We start from the raw sequence: 20,247 nt of genomic DNA, 5'->3' as shown, positions 1-20,247 counted from the left end.
CCCGCCGTGCTCTTCCTGTACTGCGTCCTCGCGACGTGCTGCGCCGGCCTGCTCGTCGCAGGCATCGTCGAACAGCGCCGCCACGACGCGAACCTCGCCGCCATACCCACCCGAGTGCTGGTCAACGGCATTCGCGGCAAGTCCTCCATCACCCGGCTGTGCGCGGGCGCGCTGCGCGGCAGCGGCCTGGTGACCGTCGCCAAGACCACCGGCACCGCAGCCCGGTTCATCCACCCCGATGCCACCGAAGAGCCGGTCTACCGCAAGTTCGGCATCGCCAACGTCGTGGAGCAGATCGGCATCGTCCGGCGGGCCGCCGCCTACCGACCCGATGTCCTGGTCATGGAGTGCATGGCCGTCATGCCCGCACTCCAGGAGATCAACCAGTCCAAGCTGATCCGCTCCACCATCGGCGTGCTCTGCAACGTCCGTGAGGACCATCTCGCCGAGATGGGCCCGACGCTGGACGATGTGGCCCGCTCCCTGTGCCGGTCCCTGCCGGAGGGCGGCGTCTGTGTCACCGCGGAGAAGGAACGCTTCCACATCCTCCAGGAGGAGGCCGACGCCCGTAACTGCAAGCTGATCTACGCCGACCCGGAGACCGTCACCGACGAGGAGCTGCGCGGCTTCAGCTGGTTCACCTTCAAGGAGAACGTCGCCATCGCACTCGCGGTCGCCGAACTGCTCGGCGTCGACCGCGCGACCGCGCTGAAGGGAATGTACGAGGCGCCACCGGACCCGGGTGTGCTGTCCGTCGAGCGGTACCGCACCCCTGACGGAAAGCGGCTGCGCTTCGCGAACGTCTTCGCCGCCAACGACCCCGAGTCAACGGTGATGAACATCAAGCAGCTGCTCGAACTGGGCGCGATCCAGCGTCCGTTGCACGTTGTCATCAACTGCCGCCCCGACCGTGTGGAGCGTAACGGGCAGATGGGCGCGCTCATCCCCCAGCTCGACCCGGAGACGGTGTTCCTCATCGGCCATCCCACCAAGTCGGCCGCCGACGCCATACCCGCCCACTGGACCGGGAACGTCGTCGATCTCGGCGGCGACCGCCGCGACCCCGACCGGCTCACCACGGATCTGCTGGCCCACCTGGGGCCGGACTCCTCGCTCGTCGCCATCGGCAACATCCACGGCCAGGGCGAACTCTTCCTGGAGCGACTCGCGGCACTCGCGCCCGAACATCCCGACGCCACCGACCCCGGCGATCCGACAGACGGCCGCACATCGCCCGACGCCCACCACAACTCCTCCCACGGAGAGTTCCGTTGATCCCCGCAGTAGTCACACCCCAGATCGCCGCCATCGGCATCGCACTCGGTCTGGTGTTCTCCCTCCTGTGCTACCTGACCACGAACCTGTCGCCGGGCGGCATGATCACCCCCGGCTGGCTCGCCCTCACCCTCGTCGACGATCTGCGGCGCGCCGCCATGGTCGCGGGCGTGGCAGGACTGACCTACCTGCTGACCAAGGTGCTGCAGCGCTTCGTCATCCTCTACGGCAAACGGCTGTTCGCCGCCGTCGTGCTCACCGGTGTCCTGCTCCAGGCCGGGCTCTCCCTGTTGCTCCAGCAGCAGTTCCCCCTGCTGTTCGCCCATCAGGCCCTCGGGTTCATCGTCCCCGGTCTCATCGCCTACCAGCTCGAGAGGCAGCCCAAGACCGCGACGGTCCTCTCCACCAGCACGGTCACGTTCGCCACCTACGTGATTGTGGTGTCCGGGTTGCTGCTGGGCGCCCTGCCCACGACATGAGCCGCCCTCTCCCCGACATACGGCGCCCTCTCTACCTTCCCGCCCATCGGAGTTGACCAGTGAAACGCCTCCTGCCCCGAATCCGTAGGTTCTCCCTGACCAGGAACGCGGCCCTGTTCCTGGTGACAGGCGTCCTGCTCGCGGCGAGCTGCGTGCTGACCGTGCAGTTCAGGGACCGCACCGACCATCCGGAGGCATCACCGGCATCACCGGCATCACCGGGTGCCGGAATACCGGCCAGTGGCGGCCCGCTGCACTTCGAGCGGATCGGCAACCCCGCCCGCACGGTCGCCCGAGACCGGCACGGCACCGTCATCGCCACATTCACCGACGGCGCCCGTACGGCCGTACTGACAGGGCCCAGCAGGACCTTCGCGGAGCCGCGTACGACGGATGCCCAGGTCGTCACCAAGAGCTGGGTGCGGCTGCTGCCCAAGGCATGGGCCCGTGGCGCGGAGCAGAGCGACTGGTTCAAGACCTGGCTCAGGTCCCGGCTCGGCAGCCGCGACCCCGACATCCTCGCCACGGCCTTCGACTACATCGCCGGTGCCCCGGCCCGGACGACGGCAGCGGGAGTCACCTACAGCGGTGCCGCCCGCTACACGCCCAACACCACCAGCGACTCCGGGCGTGCTCGGCAAGGGAAGCCGCGCACGGGTTCGGACTTCTACGACTACCTGGGCATCCCCTGGACCTTCCCCGACGCGGTCACCCGCCGCCCCGAGAAGGACCGCGAGCGCTCCGTGGACAGCTCCGGCTATGTCCGGCTCGTGTACGGATACCGCTCGGGGTTCCCGCTGAACAGCAGGGACAGCCCGGCGGGCAGCGGGCTGCAGAGGACCCCCGACGCGATCGCCCACGGGCGGCTCGGCGTACCCGTGATCCCTCTCACCGACCGCCGCCCCGCCGTCATCCAGCAGCTCCAGCCCGGCGACCTGGTCTTCTTCGGAACACGGGAGCTGCCCGGTGGACGGATCGGCCACATCGGTATCTACCTCGGCCTGGACACCGCCGACCACCCGCGTTTCATCTCCAGCCGGAAGAGCGCGGACGGCCCCAGCATGGGTGACAAGGGCGGTACCTCACGGCTCGACGGTGACGGCTACTACGCACAAGGGCTGCGCGCGGCCCGCCGCCTGTGACCGGGCTCCGACCGGGTCGACGTTTCCAGCCTGTCGGCGGGGTGGATCCCGCTGATCGGCGGAGTGGCTTTCGGTGAACGGTGCGCTGGGATGAGTCGTGGAGGTCCCGATGGAGTGGCCGCTTGTCTGTTCCGAGTTCTGAAGCGGATTCACATGATCTCTGTCCTGATTGTGATCACCACGGTGGTGGCCGGCTGGTCGCTTGTCGCTGGGCGGCTGGCACGACGGCATGTGCGGGCTCCTCTGGTGCTGGTGCTCGCGGGGGCCGTCACGGGGGTGTTCACCCACAGCCATATCGCCGCCACGTTGAACTCCGAGGTCGCTCAGCATGTGGCCGAGGTCATCCTGGCCGTCCTGCTGTTCGTCGACGCCACCGAGCTGCCCGGCGGGCGACTGTTCGGCAACGACCCCGGCTCCGCCGCGCGGGCACTGCTGGTGGCCCTGCCGCTGAGCCTGATCACGATGGTGCTGCTGGGAACGCTGCTGCTGCCCGGGCTGCCGGTGGCACTGCTGCTGCTCATCGCGTGCATCGTCGTCCCGACCGACTTCGCACCGGCCGAGACACTGGTCCGCGACCGGCGTATCCCGGCGAGGGTGCGCAGCGTGCTCAACGTGGAGAGCGGCTACAACGACGGCATCGTGTCGCCCCTCTTCCTGTTCGCACTGATCCTCGTCGGCACCAACTCCGTCACCCACACGCCTGCGCAAGCCCTCGGCACGGCCGTGCCGTTCGCGCTGAAGGCCCTTGTGGTCGGCTTCGTGGTGGGGGCGCTGGTGGCATGGCTGATCAATCTGGCCGACCGTGCGGAGTGGATGACGGAGCAGTCCCGGCGGATCGTCGTGCTGGTCACACCGCTGCTTGCCTACACCGTGACCGTGGCGATGAACGGCAACGGCTTCGTGGCCTCGTTCGTGTGCGGGATCGCCTTCCGCTACGTCCGGCAGGCGCCGGTCCGCCGACGGGGCGCTTCGGCTCCCCACACCTCGGACTTCCAGCTCATCGAGGACACCAACTCGATGATGACGATGTGCATGTGGTTCTTCTTCGGCAACGCCGTGGTGCTCGCCGTGGGCGAGGGCATCCACTGGCCCACCGTCGTGCTCTGCGTCGCCGCGCTCACCGTCGTGCGCATCCTTCCGATCATGCTTGCCTTCCTCGGCTCGACGTTCACCTGGCGAGAACGGCTCATGGTCGGCGCGCTCGGACCACGCGGCACCACCTCCATCGTGTTCGGACTGCTCGCGTTCAACGCTCTGCCGGACGGGCCGTACGCCGACACCGCCCTGTACGCCATGACCCTGACGGTGCTCGGCAGCGTCCTGCTCCACGGCGGCGGCTCGGTGGTCATCGCCCGGTCCCTGACCGGCCCGCCCTCGTCGGCTGCGGGCGGCCCGGGCTCCCTGAGGACTGACGAGCCGGACTCACAGGTCGTCGCCACGCGGAACTGATGTGCCTGGCGGTCCTGCGTGTCCCGCGGTGATGTCGTGTCATGCGGTGCTGCGATGTCTCGCAGTGCTGCGATGTCTCGCGGTGCTGCCGTGCTTGCGGCGGGTCCGCCTCGCGGCCCCGACGGCTACCACCCCAGGCCGGTCTTCTCCAGCCACTCGGCGGGGACGGACCCGACAGTCGCCGGATGTGCGGAGAGCGGCCGGGCGTCCAGGCTGGAGGCATGACACAGCATGTTCGCGACAAGGAGCACGAGACCGCCCTTGGGGCATCGGCCGACATCGACGTGCCGGGCCGTGACGCCACACCTGGCAGGGGCGGGCTGCTGGAACTTCTCGGCCTGACGCTGGTGGCGGGCGCCGGCATCCTGTTCGTCGTCCGTCCTGAGTTCTACGAAGCAGGGGTGCACATCCTCGCCACGCGGGCGGCCTCACTGGTCCACTGAGGGTCCGGCTCGGGGGGTGTACCCGACGATTGCCGGACGGTCGAAGAAGGGGCTGGGCTCCCAGGCCCCTCGTGCGGACCGGTGCGCGCTGACCGGGGCCGCCGGGGGGCTGTTGCAGCCGCTGGCCACGAAGACGCTGGTCGACCGGCTCTCGTCGGGCGGCACGAGCGGCACCGTCCTGCTGATGTTGACCGTGCTGGTGCTGCTGAGCACCGCGGCTGAGGCGTTCGGTGCCTTGATGAAGGCGTTGGCCAGCACGACCGCAAGCCCGAGCAGTGCGTCCACCATGCCGATCTTCAAGGCGGAGCCCCACGTGCGACCGGCAGCGCGGGCTGCGAGCAGGCCCCAGACGAACAGCGGCACCACGTTCACGGCGAAGGCCACGTACTCGATGCGGCGCGCACCGCCGAGCCTCGCCCACCTGCTCGCCAACGGGCCGGAGCGCTCCCCCCGAACGGCTGGAGCCACCCTGCCGGGTGGCGGGTGTCCACAGTGGCCGCGCCACCGGGTGCCTCGGAGGACGTACGGTCGACAGCAAGCGATCACCGTACGAGTACGTGGGCACGCCTATGCGGGGCGTACGGGTCGCCGAGAAGCTGGACAGGTCATGACGAGTGTGAGGCGGAACGCCGGTGATCCGGGTAGTGGTGGTGGACGACGAGGCGCTGGTGCGGTCCGGTTTCGAACTGATCCTGAACGCCTCCGACGGCATCCAGGTCGTGGCGACCGCGGAAGGAGCGCAGGCCGCCGACGTGATCCGGCGCGAGCACCCGGACGTCGTGCTCCTCGACATCCGCATGCCGGAGGTGGACGGCCTGACCGTCCTGGGGGAGATCCAGACGCTGCCCGAGCCGCCGGCGGTGGCCATGCTGACCACCTTCGACACCGACGAGTACATCCTGACCGCGCTGCGCTCGGGAGCCGCGGGCTTCCTGCTCAAGGACACAGAGCCCGAACAACTCGCCCAGCTCGTACGCACCCTGGCCGCGGGCGGGGTGGTGATGTCCCCGAAAGCCTCGCGGGCTCTGCTGCGCAGCCATCCGGGGGCGGGCGCGACCCAGGACGCGGACGTGGCGCGCGTGGGCCTGCTCAGCGACCGCGAACGTGACGTCCTCGTCCTGATCGCCCAAGGGCTGTCCAACGCCGACATCGGCACCCGCATCCATCTGAGCGCGGGCACCGTCAAGGACCACGTCAGCTCGATCCTGACCAAGCTGAGAGTCTCCAGCCGCGTCCAGGCGGCGCTCCTCGCGGAGCGGGCCGGACTGCTCAGCAACAGCGGCAACACCACGGCACAGGACAACGGGCGATGAGCACGGGCCAGGCACTGTGGCAGCGAGTGCCGCCCTGGGCCGTCGACGCGGGCCTCGTCGTGCTCGCCGCGCTCGACGCCCGGATCAACCTCTACGGCGAGGCGACAGCGTTCATGTGGGCCTGCGCCGCCCTCGGCTGCGCCGGACTGATCCTGCGCAGGCGCTTTCCACTGGCCGTCTTCCTGCTGACACTGCCCATGACCCTGTTCATGGACGTGGCAGTCGCGCCGATCGCCGCCCTGTACACACTGGCCACGCGCACCCGCAACCGCCCGCTGCTGGCCTGCTGCGCCCTGCTGAACGCGGCGGCGGCCACCCTCGCCTGGCCTCTGTCCGACACGCTCTCCCGCGACCGGACCTGGACGCTCATCGAGTTCGTCTACACGCTCGCCACGGCCTTCGCCCCGGTCCTGTTCGGCCAGCTCGTCCAGGCCAGACAGGACGTGGCCCGCCAGCTCGTCGAGGTAGAAGAGGCCCGCGAACACGAACGCGCCCTGTACGCCCAGACCGTCCTCGCCCGCGAACGCGCCCAACTGGCCCGCGAGATGCACGACGTCGTATCCCACCAGGTCAGTCTCATCGCCGTACAGGCCGGAGCCCTGCAGGTCGCCGCCAAGGAACCCGACGCCCGCGACGCCGCCCGCACCATCCGCACCCTGAGCGTGAACACCCTCGACGAACTCCGCCACATGGTCACCCTGCTGCGTGCCTCCGGTGGCAAGGAAACCGAACTCAGCCCCCAGCCCACCCTCGCCGACCTCCAGCAGCTGATCGCCAACAGCGGCATCCAGACCACCCTGAACGGCGGGCTCCCGCCCGACATCAGCACAACCGCCCAACGCACCGTCTACCGCACGGTCCAGGAAGCCCTCACCAACGTACGCAAGCACGCCCCCGGCGCCCGCGCCGAGGTCCGTCTGTGGCACGACACGCAGCACTTCGGCGTCACCGTCACCAACACCGCCCCCACCCGCCCGTCCGTCGCCCTGCCCAGCGCCCGGCACGGCCTGATCGGCCTGAAAGAACGCGCCGAACTGCTCGACGCCACCTTCACCGCCGAACCCACCCCACAGGGCGGCTACAAGGTCGAACTACGAGCCCCCACCCGGCCCGCCTGAGCACAACCCGCCCGCTGCTCACGGATGCCTCGTAGGGCTGCCGGAAGAACAGGAAGCGGCATTCGACGCGTACTTCGGCGTCCAACGCTCCAGCGGCGACCCCGCCCATCTGCTCATCCGGGCGCTGACAACCACGTGCTCCACCATCCCAGGGACCGCCGAAGAGCCTCGCCTCGCCCGCGCCTTCCAAGCGGTCGGCCGAGCACCCGCGCCGACCGGTACGACCGTGCCCAGGCCCCCCGCGTCGTGGTCGACCGAGGAGTCCTGGATTCTCGGACACCGTCTGTTCTTCGTGCTCATCCAAGGGGCGGTCGTGGGCCTGCGGCACGCCGCCGCCGCGCACCCCGACGACACCGCAGAGACGGTTCTCGGCGTCCGGACCGCGGACGCATTCCTGACGGCGTGTGTCGCGGCCCTGCGTCTGACGGCCGCGTTCAGCCCCCAGGACTACGAGGAGTCGATACGTCCCTCCATGATGTCGCAGGGGGAGGACGGCATGACGGGCTTCTCCGGCCTGTGGTCGGCGGACCATCGGGTCCTCGTCGACGCGCTGCGAACGTGGGGCTCGCTGGCCGCCCTGCACACCGCGCCGCCTGTCCGGGAAGCCCACGCATCACTGCGGGAGACCCTGGCCGAGGTGTACGCCGCGCACACGGGCATGTGCCGGCGTTTCACCGGAGAGGGCGCCTCCCTGCTGCGCCAACGTGGCTCCTGTGTCGCCACACTGGAGCGTCTCGCTGGCGCGCGCCAGCGGCTGCTCGCGGCCGAGAAGACGGGGCGTGACAGCGGATGCTGACCTGCCGCATCGCCACCGCCGACGACATACCCGCGCTGGTCGCGCTCGTCGAGTCGGCGTACCGCGGTGACACGAGCCGCAGGGGCTGGACCACGGAGGCGGACCTGCTGGACGGGCAGCGCACCGACCTCGATGCCGTGACGGCCATCGTGCACGATCCGGAGAGCCGGGCCCGCGACGCTGCCCGCTCGCCTGGGCCGGGCGCCGACTGACAGTGGTCCGGCCCGGGCTGCGTGTGCGGTGACACCTCCTTTCGCCGTCCCCCTCGTCCTCCTGCGCAGGGTGTGAAGTCAGCCCGAAGCGGCAGTGCCGCCGCCGCGGGTGTCTGCGCTGGCCGAGCGGGAGCCGACCAGGAGCAGGCAGAGTACGGCGACCCCGGCGACGACCCCGGCGAGGAGGAGCAGGGGGTCGAGGGGGCGGGTCGCGGAGGCTGCCTGTGGGATGGGCGGGGCCACGGCGGCGGCCGCTGTCGGGGAGGTGGAGGGGGTGCCTGCTGGGGGTGCGGCGGCGGAGTGGCTGTGGCTGGTGTGTGCGGTCGGAGTCGGTGCAGGGGCGGACCGTGTGGCGGTGGGGGTGGATCCGGAGTGCTCGTGGGTGGCAGGGGGGCTGGTGGGGGTGGGTGCGGTGGCGGGTTTCACGATGAGTTGGGCGGTCATGCCGGGGTGCACGGTGCAGACGTAGCCGTAGGTGCCGGGGGTGGTGAAGGTGTGGCTCCAGGTGCCGCCCTTGTTCAGCAGCGGGGAGTGCACCGACTCCGGCCCGGAGGTGGTTTCCACGTCGTGAGGAGCCTGGTCCTGGTTGACCCAGGTGACGTTGGAGCCGGCCGTGATGGTGAGGGCGCGCGGGCCGAAGGCGTAGCCGGACATCACGACGCGGTACGAGGAGGCGGCCTGCGCGGGGCTGGTGGCCAGGACGGTGCCGCTGCCCGTCAGGAGCAGCGTGGCGAGCAGGAGGCGTACGGCGGGGGCGGGCCGAAGCCGGGCGGTCAGGGGGCGCATGTGAACTCCGCGGCGAGGAGCAGGCAGAGGTGGCGTGCGGGGCGGGTCCGCGACAGGGCGAATCCGGTCGTGCGGCGCAGCGGGCCGTACGGGACGCGTGTCGTGCCGACGACGAGCAGACGGTCGTCGGCGTGTTCGACGACGCGCAGCAGCAGCGTGGCGGGAAGGGGCTCCATCGAGGCGTCGCCCGTGCCGAGGTGGCCGGGCAGGCGCAGCCGCGTTCCTCCGGCGACCGGCTCGAGCGCGGTACCGGTGAAGGTGAGCAGTTCGCCACCGAGCGCGTCGCCGCCGAGCACGAGGCGCAGGACACAGTCCTCGGGGTCCGGGGCGACGGTCAGCGCAGCCCGCTCGATGCCGGCGCGTCGGCGCAAGGTGGTCAACGGACCTATGCGGTAGGTGAGTTCGGCGACGCATCTGTTCGCGGTGGCTGCGTACGTGCCAGGACGTGGCAGGCGGTCCGGGCCTGCGGCCGCGGGTGGGACCGCCGTGGGCGACGGGTGTGCTGGAAGCTGTTGCGTGGGCGGGAAGTCGGTGGTCATGGCGGTACCTCGGGCTCGTGGCGGGCACCTGACGGCGACAGGGACAATGGCGGTAGTGGCGGGCCGGCCGACTGTGACTCGGCCGGCCCGTCACGTCTGACCGCCCTGGCGTCAGCAGGAGTTGGTGAGGTAGTCCTCGGTGGGCGCGAGCAGGTGCTCGGCCCAGACGGTGTGCGTCTTGACGTACTGGTCGGGGTTGAGGATGTCTGCGATCTGCTGGCCCAGCGGCTCCTCCAGGTGCGCGGAGTTGACGTGTTGGAGGATGACGGTGAGCGTGTCGTCGGCGACGGCTCCGCCGCCGTCGACAGCCGGGGTGAGGACCGACTCCAGCCAGGCGGTGTGCATCTTCAGGTAGCTGTCGAGCTTCAGCGCGTCCTGGACCTGCTGGCCGGGGGACTCCTCCAGGTGAGCCTTGTCGATGTGTTGGAGGATCGGCAGGAGGACCTGCTGGACGCTGTGGCACTGCTCGCCGCCGCTCGTGCCGCCGGAGCCGCTGCCGCCGGTCGAGCCGCCGCTGTGCCCGCCCGTGGAGCCGCCGGAGCCCGAGCCGCCGGTGCTGCCGCCGGTGGAGCCACCCGCGGAGCCTCCGGTCGACCCGCCGGACCCCGAGCCGCCTGTCGATCCTCCGCCGGAACCGCCGGTCGACCCGCCCGTACCGCCCCCGCTGCCGCCGCCGTCCGCGGCGACGACAGTGATCGACGCGGTCATGTCGGGGTGGACGGCGCAGTAGTACTTGTACGTGCCCGTCTTGGTGAAGGTGTACGACCAACTGTCGCCCTTGTTCAGGGTGCCGGAGTCGAACTTCGCCGGGCCGCTGGTGGTGGTGACCGTGTGCGGAGCGGTGTCCTCGTTGACCCACTTCACGGTCTCGCCGACCTTCACGGTCAGGGTCGGCTGGGCGAACTTGTAGTCCTTGATCTCGATGGTGTGGTCGGCAGCCTTGGCCTGGGCCGCGGCCGGCCGGGCCTGGGTCATGGAGTGGGCCTCGGCGGCCGGCGCGGCGGCGGCCGTGACGGCGGCTCCGCTGGACGCCTGAAGCAGGCCCAGGCAGGCAACGGCCGCGAGACCGGCGCTTACGCCGGTGGCCAGCAGTACCCGGTTGCCCACCCGGGAGTGCGGGTGGCGCGGCGGGGGTGCGGTCGTGTCGTCGGTACGCATGTTCGTGCGTCTCTCCTCGTCCGGTGACAGGGGTGGGGCAGGAAGGGGCCGGTCAGCGGCCGGGAGCCGACGTGACCAGCAGACTCGTGGCGGCGAGTACGACGAGGACGAGCCCCGTCTCGGCCGCGACCGAGTAGACGAAGGGCCGTACGGTGGCGCGGTCACCGCGCAGCAGTACGGCGATGTCGAGCCGGGTGCGCACCCAGCTCCGGCTGCCTTGGGCGATCAGCAACACCGCGGCCAGGACGGCGAGTTTGAGCAGCAGCAGACGGCCGTAGCCGGTGTGGAACAGGGCACCGAACGAGCCGACGATCTGCCAGGCCAGTACCGCTCCGGCCACCGCGATCGCCGCGACGGAGACGGAGGCCAGGGTGGAGTAGCCGGACACGGCGGCCGACAGCTCCTCCGGGCGGCGCCTGGGCAGCACCCCGAGAAGTAGTAGTGTCAGCCCGCCCAGCCACACACTCACGCCGAGCAGATGCACCAGGTCGGCCGCCGCGCCCCAACCAGGGTGCGTGCCCTCGCCGTTGTGACCGGCCATGCCGGTCGTGCGCAGCAGTCCGAGTGCGACCGCGAGGGCGCCGACCCGCCAGCCCGGTGAGCGGGCGGCTCGCTCACCGGCCTGCAGGAGCGCGGCCAGCACGACGGCGGCGAGCACCCACATCAGCACCCGGCAGGCGGCCACGATGCCGGCCTCGGTGCCCAGCAGATCGCGGTAGGTGCCGAGCCGGAAGGCATCGCCGAGCGAGCCCATCGTGCCGTATGCGCCCTGCAGTCCCGGTGCGACCACGCCTGTCGCGAGGCCGCCTGCCCAGGCGAGCGTGAGGATACGGCGGGTACGGCGGTCCCCGGCGCCCTGCGGCCACAGGAGTGCGAGGAAGGCGAGGCCGCCGACGTACAGAGCGAGGGCGAGGTATCCGGCCCAGCGGACTGCCGCCCACACCGTGCGCACGCCGTCGGAAGGCATGGGCGCCGAGGCGGTGTCGGATCCGGAGGTGTCCTTCGCTGTCGCGGTGAGGGGGAAGGAGAGCGCGCCGGAGGTCGGATGACCGTCCTCCATATCGCGCACCTGCCAAGTCAGGAGGAGCCGGCTTCGGCCGGTCATCTCCGGGACGGCGACGTCCACCGCCCTGTCTCCGCCGTCGCCATCACCGTGACCGGATCTGGACACCGCCAGTCGTTCGCCGTCCGAGGTGATGTGGACGTCGGGCAGGTCGACGGGTTCGCTGAAGGTCAGCCGTACCGTGGCCGGCGTATGGACGAGCCGGGTGCCGTCCTTGGGGGCGGAGGACTCCAGCTCCGTATGGGCGGAGGCGGCGGGCGCGCACAGCAGCAGGGCGAGGAGGGAGCCGAGGACGGCGGTGGTCAGGGAGGGGACGTGGCGTCTCACGGAAGCACCTCCGGAAGCACCCCCGGCGGAACCGACGGCGACGAGGCGACACCGACACACGGCGATGTAGCGGCCGGAGCGGGAGCCGGGGATGCCGTACCTCCGGAGGAGTCCGGCGTGAGAAGCCCGTTCAGCAGGCCGGTCACCGAGGCGAGCGTGCCACTCAGCAGCGGCTGCACCAGGTGCACCTCACTCTCCCGGCAACCACTCGACGGTGACGGCGACGGGAGGGAACTGGAAGACGGATTCGGTGCGGGCGAACCGGACGGGCCGGGCATCGGCACGGAACCACCGTCTCCGCCGTCCGTGCCGGGACTGCCGTTCCCGCCGCCGGATGACGTCCCGCTGACGACGGGAATTCCGGCACCGGTGCCTCCCGCCCAGGAATCCCCCGGCGAATCGGCCCCCATGCCGTCGCCCATATCGCCGCCGGAATTCCCGGAGGCCGTGCCCTGCGCCGGACCGGCGGACGCGGACGGAGCCGGCTGGGTCGGCGCCGCGGCGGTGCCGAGGGCCGTCGACGCCGGCGTACCGATGCCCGAGGCGTACCCGAGTACGACGATCACCGCCGTGACCAGTACGCCGGCCACGATCTCGTCGCGGTGGTCTCCCGGCCAGGACGCCCTGGCGAACAAGGACATGACCCCTCCTGACGCTGTGCGTGAAAGGCAGTGCCCAGGAGTGCACCGAGACGAGGCTTCCGGACCGCTACACGTCAGTTAATCGCTCGTTTCATTGCCTCACATTCACTCCACACCCGGCTGTGAGAACGGGCCTCCCTGCCCCAATCCGTGCATTTCATTTCGTGAAGGAAATGAAGGCTTGGTAAATTCGAACGTGCTCGGCATTTCCTTCTCCATCGAATCTCCGCGTATGCATATGCCGCTGGCGTCGACTTTCCTCATGGGCCCGATAATGATCTCTGTATTCTTCCGCCGCACGGACGGAAACGAAGCAGCGCGGAATGTCGGTCAGTCTTCCTGGCGGACGGCTGGTGCACGTCTGGTATTCGCTTGCACAGGACCGAGCGGCATCTGTGCGGCGGGGTCAGGACACGTCGCGGCGCATGCTCGTGGTGACGGCAAGAGCCGCGAAGACGAGCGTGTAGACGGCGAGGACGGCGCCGCCGCCCCAGCGTGGCAGCAGGTCCCCGGTCGTCATGGCCTTGGCTCCGGCGCCGAGCGCCTGGCCGGCGTTGAACGGCAGCCAGCGGGCGAGGTTGCCGATCAGCTGACCGACGATGCCTTCGACCAGGGCGACCCACGCCAGGGCGACGGCGATCGCGCCGACGAGGCTGCGGATGAGGGCGCCGACTCCCACGCCGATGGCGGCGAACGCCGCGTTCCAGGCGATGCCACCGCCGATCGTGGCCCACATCTGCGAGTCGGTCCACGTGAAGGAGACGCCCTTGTCCGCCCACCAGGCGGCGGCGATGCCGAGGCCGACGAGGCTGCTCAGCACGCCGGATGCGGCTGCGAAGACCGCGTGGACCAGGAGCTTCGCGCCGATGACGCGGCCGCGTGCGGGAGTGCTCAGATAGGTGTCGGTGATTGTCTTGTGCCGGTACTCTCCGGCGACCGCGAGGATCCCGAAGACCAGCGTGAGGATCGAGGTCAGTCCCACGTGCGCGAGCGCGCTGCTCTGCGCGGCCGTATCGAGTGTCTTCTTGCTGGAGACGACCAGACCGCTGACACCGGCGATCACCAGCAGAGGGGATGCGGCCAGGAGCAGCCATGGGCTGCGGACGGTGCGTAGTTTCAGCACCTCGGTGCGGATCAGGGTGTGCATGTCGTTCGTTCCTCGCGTTCAGCTGCGGGCCGGTGCCGTCGTGGTGCCGGTCGCGGGGTCGTTGTCGGGGCTCGACGTGAGTCGGAGGAACGCGGATTCGAGCGTCTCCCCCTTCGCTGCGGTCAGCTCGCTCAAGGGGCCCGCGTAGCGCACGGTGCCGCCAGCGACGATGACCACGCGGTTCACGGTCTGCGACACCTCGCTCAGCACGTGGCTGGACATCAGGATCGTGCGGCCTTCGCCGGCCAGCTCCCGCAGCAGGTCCCGCAGGTCGGCCATGCCCGCCGGATCAAGCCCGTTGGCGGGTTCGTCGAGGATGAGCACCTTCGGGTCGCCGAGCAGGGCGGAGGCCAGGCCCAGCCGCTGGCGCATACCGAGCGAATAACCGCCCACCCGCCGGTGCGCTGCATCGGCCAGAGCGACCCGGTCCAGCACCTCCTCCACCCGCGAGCCCGGGATGCCCCCGGCCTGGGCGAGGATCCGCAGGTGATCGCGGCCGCGCCGACCGGGGTGGAACCCGGTTGCCTCCAGCACTGCACCGACAACCCGCCTCGGCTCGCGCAGCTCGGCGTAGTCGCGGCCGTCGATCAGGGCCCGGCCCGCGGTGGGCGTCACCAAGCCCAGGAGCATGCGCAGAGTAGTGGTCTTGCCGGCCCCGTTCGGGCCGAGGAAGCCGGTCACCACCCCGGGCTCCACGTCAAAGGTGAGCCGGTCGACCGCGGTCACGGCGCCGTACCTCTTGGTCAGGCCGTCAATCGTGATGCCGCCATTCATCGTGTCCTCCGGCGTGGCATCGGCACATGGGTCGGGTGCATCGGGGTTCTCCGTTTCGGTGGCGTCAAGGAATTGGCTGACGGCGCCCGGCACCCGGACGCCGTCATCACCCTCCCGACGCGCCCGCCGTATGTCGTCGCCCTGGTACGGCAACCGCGGCTACTGCGCACGCGGTCCCCACGCGGCCCTGTACCGCGACCGCGGTATTCCGTGCTGCCGCGCACGGCCGACGGCAGTACGGGCGTGCCTGCCTATCGTGAAGGCATGAACGCCTTCGGCCACCTGCGTCGCGCCGCCCGCCGTCATGCACATCTGGCGGACGTGGCGATCGCCCTGGCCGTTTTCGCCGCCACCGTGCTGACCGCCTTCGCCGGGCATTCCGGCACCGCCAGAGGCAACCGCACCGTGGCGCTCGCCGCCGCGCTCGCCTGCGGGGTGCTGGCCGGACGACGCCGTCGCCCACTGGCGACCCTGGCGGTCAGCGCCGTAGCCGCGGAGGTGTTCCTCGCGGAGAGCGGTGGCACTGGCGGGGTGCTGGTCCTGCTCGCCCCGCTGATTGCCCTGTACACCGTCGCCGATCTGGTCGAACGCCGCCCTGGGCTGCTTCTCGGCGGCGGCGCGGTGGCCGCGCTCGCGCTCATCCACGCGGTGCACAAGCCGGCACTGCTGGGACCGCAGAACCTGGCGTTCATCGCACTCGGCGGGCTGGCGATCGCGGCCGGCGACTCCTCCCGCAACCGCCGCGCCTACCTCGCCGAGGTCGAGCAGCGCGCCGAGCGCGCCGAACGCGAACGCGAGCAGGACACGCGACGCCGGATCGCCGAGGAGCGGCTGCGTATCGCCCGCGACCTGCACGACTGCGTCGGACACCAGCTCGCCCTGATCAGCGTGCAGTCCAACGTCGCCGGGCAGGCGCTCGACCGCGACGCCGCAGCGGCCGGCGAGGCCATCGCCCACGTGAAGTCCGCCAGCCGCAAGGCCCTCGGGGAGCTACGCGACACCGTCAGCCTGCTGCGACAGCCGGGAGACCCCGTCGCCCCCACCGCGATCCCCGCACCCGGCCTGGACGGCCTCGACGAGCTGCTTGCTTCACTGCGCGCCTCCGGCTTGGACATCGACTGCCGCATCGAAGGCACCGCCATCGCTCTGGCACCGGCGGCCGACCTCACCGCGTACCGCGTGATCCAGGAGTCACTGACCAACGTCTACAAGCACTCCAGCCGGCGGCAGGCACGCCTGACGCTGAGCTACGACCGCCACGAACTGCGCATCACCGTCGACGACCTCGCGGCCGGGAGCACAGTGGCGGACACGCGCGAACCCGGTGGTGGGTACCTCCCGGGTGGCCGGCACGGCATCGTCGGCATGCGCGAGAGGGTCCTAGCTCTCGGCGGCCGTTTCACCGCGGGCCCATGCCCGGACGGTACGTTCCAGGTGACCGCGGAGCTGCCCTACCAGCCCCTCGACCTCGCCCCGGAGCCCGCCCCGTGACCATTCGTGTAGTCATCGCCGACGACCAGCCCGTGGTGCGCACCGGTTTCAAGGCCCTGATCGAGCCGGCGCCGGACCTGGAGGTGGTCGGCGAGGCCGGCGACGGGCGCGAGGCGGTGCGCCTGGCCAAGGCCGCCAAGGCAGACCTGGTCCTTATGGACATCCGCATGCCCGTCCTCGACGGCCTCGCCGCGACCCGCCTGATCACCGGGGACCAGGACCTCGCCGGGGTGAAGGTCCTGATCTTGACCACCTTCGAGATCGACGAGTACGTCTTCGAGGCACTGCGCGCCGGAGCCAGCGGCTTCCTGGGCAAGAGCGCCGACGCGGAAGAACTGCTCCAAGCCATCCGTACGGTCAGCCGCGGCGACGCACTGCTCTCCCCCACCGCGACCAGAACCCTCATCAGCCGCTTCCTCGCCACCCCGGCCATGCCACGGCCCCCGGACGAAACGGCCCGCCGCGGTCTGGAGGCGCTCACCGAGCGGGAACGGCAGATCACCACGCTCGTGGCGACCGGGCTGTCCAACGACGAGATCGCCGCGCAGCTCATCCTCAGCCCCGCCACCGTCAAGACCCACGTCAACCGCGCCATGGTCAAGGTCGGCGCCCGCGACCGCGCCCAGCTCGTCGTCTTCGCCCACCGCAGCGGCCTGGCCGAGTCGCTGTAGTGCGACTCCCCGGTGCAGTGGCTGACGGCCGCCCGTGACACCCACCTGCCGGTCATCACCTCCGCGGCCGTCCTGGTCGAGGTCACCCACCCGAAGATCAACGACGCCGAGCTGAAGTGGACCCTGCCCCGGCTGCCTGTCGAACCGGTCGCCCAGGCAGTCTGCTGCTCTGCTGCGAACAGCTGGTCTGCAGGCGGACTATAAGGTCTCTGACCTGGGCAGACAGTGTCTCCTCGGCGAGGTCATGAGGGTCGGTTCGCCCCGCTGCTGACCGTGGTTGTCCGCCCTTCCGGGCACGCTATGGGCACGGCGTCGTGGACCGGCGGCGTGTTGGGTGCGCGCTATGGCTGAAGTGCCAGGCTCGACTCGCTCTCCTGCCTGGATCAGATGCCGCGTCGCGAGTGCACACACCGGCTCGTGAGGGAGCCGCGCTACGACAGTGCTGGGTCAGCGTCACTTCCGCCCATCAGTGTTGAAGTCCCTGACAGCCAGGGAAGATCGACTCCCGTTGAAGGGAGGGGACCGTGCAAGCAGAGGGGCGGTCCAGGAGGTCGAGGACCTCGCGGACGGTGCCGAGCTTGATCTGCGGCCCGTGAGCGCGCGGATGCGCCGGAGGCAGCGTCGCCAGGAACCACACTGGTTCGTCTGTGCACCGCCCAGAACGCACGCCAATTGCTGGCTACGGTGGTTGTTCAATCTGGAGCGGCGCGTGGGGTTGCGTGACACCGGGACAGTGCTCTTCGGCTCGTTGGAGGAGGCCGAGCGGCACGCTGGTGAGGGTCGAGTGCGTCCCCCGTTTCCGCGTCGGGTGCGGGCACACGACGGAATGCGCCGGACCAGGGTGGGCGAAAGCCACCGGTGGGCTGTGAGGGCGACAGCGCTGAGTTGGGCTGCGGGGGTGCTCGGCATCCCGGCTGCTTCTGGGCCTTGGTGGCTGGCTCTGCCTGCGCTGGTGGCGTGGGCGCTGCTGACTTGGTGGTGCGCGGCCATCATGCTTCCGTTCGTCCGCCGACGCCGTATCGTCCGTCGGCGCCGTGCCAGCCCGCTCACGTCGGACGGCCGTCGCACGGCAGCCGGGGACGGGGGTGACGCCCTGCGGGACGAGGAAGTGGCGGTCCACCGGCGCCGTCGCAGTCACGCATGGTTGGTGGCGCTGGCGACCAGTGGAGCGCTCTTTACGGTCACGGCTTGGGTGACCTGGATTAGCGGTCCCACTGCTGCTCTACACCTGCACCTCCTCCTGGCAGGCGCGGTGTTCGTCACGGGCGGTATCCGACGCCTGGCCCGCGCGGGTAGCCGGAGACCGTTTCTGGTAGCGGTGTTTGTCGCTCTGTTGCCGGTGGTTGTTCCGGCACTCGGCGGGCTCAGCCCTGTGCTCTTCACGTTCTACGGTGCCGCGTTCCATGTCCGCGCGGAGGAGATGGACGTTGCGGAGGTGTGGCAGTTCCTGGCCTCGGTGTACGTGTTGGGGATCTCGGCGGCGCTGACGCTGGTCTTACTGGCCTGCTGGGGCTACGTGGGGCCCCTGTTCTGCCACCGTACGCTGCGCCTGCTTCTCCCGATCGCCGCCTCAACCAGTCTGTGTCACTCCGATCGGCCCCCTGGCCGAACTGCCGCTCTACGGGCATCGATTGGACCCCAAGCGGGTGTACGGCACGTTCGGCGTGGTCGGTGGTGAGGTGACACTGTGGGACCCCGAATCGGGTGACGCCTTCCCAGTGCCCTCCGATGGGGTACAGGTGCTCCCGGCAGGGGAGGGTGAACCAGGCGCCGCGATTCCCCGTGATTGTCGTTCCTGAGTGGATGACGATGTAGGTGAAGCCGAGCCCCATGTGCTTGCCAGTAGCGTGGTGCCGCGTCCGTACCGTGGGCCTGCCCGTGCGTCGGCTGACGAACGCAGCGGGGTGTGCACGCCACCGCCCGTTGTGTACTTGGGAACGGCAGTCAGGGCGTGATGGCAAGCGTTCGTAAGGCTGCCGCTGAGGCGACCAGGCCCTGCCGTTCCAGCCTCGTGATTACGTCGTCCACTGTGCCTGGAGGCTTTCGCCAGCTATCCGCGATCCTCTGCACAGCGCCGTAGACGACCTGTGGGGCCAGGTCGATCTGTGCTTCCAGGAAGGCGTCCGGGTGCACAGCTTCGACGTCCCAGCGGGCCAGGGCATCGGCAGGGAAGTCCTTCAGGTTGAAGGTGACGATGATCTGTGCCTTGGCTCGGACTGCCGCGGCTAGGACATGCCGGTCGTCCGCGTCTGGCAGTTCCTCGGCATCGATCAGCGGCTCGTATCCCTTGACCAGGCAGTCCCGGACCGCGCCGTTCATCAGCGTGCGCAAGCGGTCGAGCCTCTCGGGCGGGATGTCCGAGCGGTCTTTGAGGATGTTGCGGAACGTCTCGTCGAGGATCTGATCGGTCCACTTGGCTTGGACGAGGCCGCCCTGTGCGATTCGGATGAGGATGTCGCGCAGGGTGCTGGGATAGAGGACGTTGGCGTCGTAGACGGCGACGAAGGCCATGGGCTTAGATCATTCCCATTTCCTGGCCGAGCTGGGTCAGCTCGTCGGCGGCTTCGCGGCGCCGCTGGTCGTCCTTGCGCTTGTACTGAAGGAGCGACGACGCGGTGATCCGCCGGTGTGTGCCGACGGTTCGGTACTCGATTTCTCCGGCTTCGAGCAGTCCGATCAGGAATGGCCGTGACACGTTGAGCATGTCTGCCGCTTGCTGTGTGGTGAGCTCGGCGTCGGACGGTACGACGGAGACGGCGCGGCCGGCCCCCAGGTGGGCCAGCATGCCGGCGAGCAGTTCCACAGCCTCGCGGGGCAGGGCGAGGGGCTCGCGCTCGCCGTCCTCGACCGTCACGGTGATCTCGGCGAGGTCCTGGTGTGCCGCCAGGTAGCTGCGGACCCGCGAGAGCGCGAGAGCTGCGGCCGCAGCCTTCTCTGGGGGCAGCTTCACGGGCCGGATGTCTGTCTTGGTCATGGTGCGCCCCTGTCGGTGTGGGAGGCGGGCGTCGAATCTGCGTAATGCCCATTATTCGAAACAAGCGAAGTAAACGCAACAAATGAAACATGATGGCGGTCCGGCAGCTGGTCGCGCCCGCGTGCTCCGAATCTCCCGCCCCTTGTCAAGGGAACGGCGGGCTGATGGCTTTGGCTCGTGTCCGGCCAGGGCCTCGTGCGCCAAGGTGCATGCCAGGCTGCGCAGTTGAGAAGAGAGAGCGGGCGGCGGCCAATGCGCCGAGGGTCCCCGTGCTCTCCGCGTGCCCTATCTCAAGGTGCGTGGAGGGTGCGGAGGTCGAAAAAAGGTCTGGACAACAAGTAAGCCCCAGGCTGCTGACCTGGGGCTTCAAGAAGAGCGGGTGACGAGAATCGAACTCGCGCTCTCAGCTTGGGAAGCTGATGTTCTACCATTAAACTACACCCGCGTAA

20 protein-coding genes, 1 tRNA gene and 2 pseudogenes are annotated in these 20,247 nt (G+C 69.9%); 13 read left to right on the top strand and 10 right to left on the bottom strand.

Annotated elements, in window-relative coordinates; genetic code table 11:
- Positions 1–6 precede the first annotated feature (6 nt).
- From pgsB to M878_RS68800, 10 genes and pseudogenes are all read left to right on the top strand, one after another.
- Positions 7–1,275: a poly-gamma-glutamate synthase PgsB gene (pgsB, locus tag M878_RS68845; RefSeq protein ID WP_023548025.1), complete on the top strand. Its 1,269-nt coding sequence runs from the start codon at positions 7–9 to the stop codon at positions 1,273–1,275.
- On the top strand, positions 1,272–1,754 hold the full coding sequence (locus M878_RS68840; protein ID WP_023548024.1) for a poly-gamma-glutamate biosynthesis protein PgsC/CapC: 483 nt from the start codon (positions 1,272–1,274) through the stop codon (positions 1,752–1,754). Before pgsB ends, M878_RS68840 begins: the two co-directional genes overlap by 4 nt.
- A gap of 59 nt (positions 1,755–1,813) precedes the next feature.
- Positions 1,814–2,896 carry an NlpC/P60 family protein gene (locus M878_RS68835; RefSeq protein ID WP_245238137.1) on the top strand — a complete coding sequence of 361 codons (1,083 nt, stop codon included), beginning with the start codon at positions 1,814–1,816 and terminating at the stop codon, positions 2,894–2,896.
- 153 nt (positions 2,897–3,049) lie between these two features.
- A complete protein-coding gene (locus M878_RS68830; RefSeq protein WP_023548020.1) occupies positions 3,050–4,345 on the top strand; it encodes a cation:proton antiporter in 1,296 nt (431 codons plus the stop codon).
- Between the two features lie 221 nt (positions 4,346–4,566).
- Positions 4,567–4,788: a hypothetical protein gene (locus M878_RS68825; RefSeq protein WP_023548019.1), complete on the top strand. Its 222-nt coding sequence runs from the start codon at positions 4,567–4,569 to the stop codon at positions 4,786–4,788.
- 28 nt (positions 4,789–4,816) lie between these two features.
- A pseudogene (locus M878_RS99985) lies at positions 4,817–5,023 on the top strand (hypothetical protein); the annotation flags it as partial.
- Between the two features lie 397 nt (positions 5,024–5,420).
- On the top strand, positions 5,421–6,101 hold the full coding sequence (locus M878_RS68815; protein ID WP_031225275.1) for a response regulator: 681 nt from the start codon (positions 5,421–5,423) through the stop codon (positions 6,099–6,101).
- Positions 6,098–7,219, top strand: a complete 1,122-nt coding sequence (locus tag M878_RS68810; RefSeq protein WP_023548015.1) for a sensor histidine kinase — start codon at positions 6,098–6,100, stop codon at positions 7,217–7,219. The genes M878_RS68815 and M878_RS68810 overlap by 4 nt, the downstream gene beginning before the upstream one ends.
- Before the next feature lie 226 nt (positions 7,220–7,445).
- Entirely contained in the window at positions 7,446–8,015 is a 570-nt protein-coding gene (locus tag M878_RS68805) for a hypothetical protein (protein ID WP_158692711.1), read from the top strand.
- Positions 8,009–8,203 (top strand): annotated as a pseudogene (locus M878_RS68800) (GNAT family N-acetyltransferase); the annotation flags it as partial. The gene M878_RS68805 and the pseudogene M878_RS68800, both read left to right, overlap by 7 nt.
- 102 nt (positions 8,204–8,305) lie before the next feature.
- On the opposite strand, the gene M878_RS68795 reads toward M878_RS68800, so the two are convergent.
- The 7 genes from M878_RS68795 to M878_RS48230 all read right to left on the bottom strand — a co-directional run bounded on the left by M878_RS68795 (position 8,306) and on the right by M878_RS48230 (position 14,755).
- Entirely contained in the window at positions 8,306–9,013 is a 708-nt protein-coding gene (locus M878_RS68795) for a cupredoxin domain-containing protein (RefSeq protein WP_023548008.1), read from the bottom strand.
- The gene (locus M878_RS68790; protein WP_051430093.1) at positions 9,001–9,393 is read right to left on the bottom strand and encodes a hypothetical protein; all 393 of its coding nucleotides are present in this window, start codon (positions 9,391–9,393) and stop codon (positions 9,001–9,003) included. Before M878_RS68790 ends, M878_RS68795 begins: the two co-directional genes overlap by 13 nt.
- Positions 9,394–9,663: 270 nt before the next feature.
- The gene (locus tag M878_RS68785) at positions 9,664–10,710 is read right to left on the bottom strand and encodes a cupredoxin domain-containing protein (protein WP_023548005.1); all 1,047 of its coding nucleotides are present in this window, start codon (positions 10,708–10,710) and stop codon (positions 9,664–9,666) included.
- 52 nt (positions 10,711–10,762) lie between these two features.
- Complete coding sequence (locus M878_RS48235; RefSeq protein ID WP_023548003.1) at positions 10,763–12,100, bottom strand: copper resistance CopC/CopD family protein; 1,338 nt, start codon at positions 12,098–12,100, stop codon at positions 10,763–10,765.
- Positions 12,097–12,741 carry a hypothetical protein gene (locus M878_RS68780; protein WP_023548002.1) on the bottom strand — a complete coding sequence of 215 codons (645 nt, stop codon included), beginning with the start codon at positions 12,739–12,741 and terminating at the stop codon, positions 12,097–12,099. The genes M878_RS48235 and M878_RS68780 overlap by 4 nt, the downstream gene beginning before the upstream one ends.
- A 406-nt stretch (positions 12,742–13,147) precedes the next feature.
- Entirely contained in the window at positions 13,148–13,888 is a 741-nt protein-coding gene (locus M878_RS68775; protein WP_023548000.1) for an ABC transporter permease, read from the bottom strand.
- Positions 13,889–13,906: 18 nt separating this feature from the next.
- Positions 13,907–14,755, bottom strand: coding sequence for an ABC transporter ATP-binding protein (locus M878_RS48230; protein WP_023547998.1), 849 nt, complete (start codon positions 14,753–14,755; stop codon positions 13,907–13,909).
- A gap of 171 nt (positions 14,756–14,926) precedes the next feature.
- Here M878_RS48230 and M878_RS68770 point away from each other — a divergent pair, with 171 nt between their 5' ends.
- The 3 genes from M878_RS68770 to M878_RS68760 are packed head-to-tail and all read left to right on the top strand — an operon-like array spanning position 14,927 to position 17,028.
- Entirely contained in the window at positions 14,927–16,153 is a 1,227-nt protein-coding gene (locus M878_RS68770; protein WP_023547996.1) for a sensor histidine kinase, read from the top strand.
- On the top strand, positions 16,150–16,824 hold the full coding sequence (locus M878_RS68765; protein ID WP_023547994.1) for a response regulator: 675 nt from the start codon (positions 16,150–16,152) through the stop codon (positions 16,822–16,824). The genes M878_RS68770 and M878_RS68765 overlap by 4 nt, the downstream gene beginning before the upstream one ends.
- Before the next feature lie 12 nt (positions 16,825–16,836).
- Entirely contained in the window at positions 16,837–17,028 is a 192-nt protein-coding gene (locus tag M878_RS68760; RefSeq protein ID WP_023547992.1) for a hypothetical protein, read from the top strand.
- 1,740 nt (positions 17,029–18,768) lie between these two features.
- Here M878_RS68760 and M878_RS68750 read toward each other — a convergent pair.
- From M878_RS68750 to M878_RS68740, 3 genes are all read right to left on the bottom strand, one after another.
- Positions 18,769–19,335 carry a PIN domain-containing protein gene (locus tag M878_RS68750; RefSeq protein ID WP_023547988.1) on the bottom strand — a complete coding sequence of 189 codons (567 nt, stop codon included), beginning with the start codon at positions 19,333–19,335 and terminating at the stop codon, positions 18,769–18,771.
- Positions 19,336–19,339: 4 nt separating this feature from the next.
- Positions 19,340–19,798, bottom strand: coding sequence for a helix-turn-helix domain-containing protein (locus tag M878_RS68745; RefSeq protein ID WP_031225267.1), 459 nt, complete (start codon positions 19,796–19,798; stop codon positions 19,340–19,342).
- Between the two features lie 374 nt (positions 19,799–20,172).
- Positions 20,173–20,243 (bottom strand) — tRNA-Gly (locus M878_RS68740).
- Positions 20,244–20,247 lie beyond the last annotated feature (4 nt).

Origin of the sequence: Streptomyces roseochromogenus subsp. oscitans DS 12.976 (genome assembly GCF_000497445.1) — a bacterium.
Lineage (GTDB): Bacteria > Actinomycetota > Actinomycetes > Streptomycetales > Streptomycetaceae > Streptomyces > Streptomyces oscitans.
This window is presented reverse-complemented; position numbering and strand designations above follow the sequence as displayed.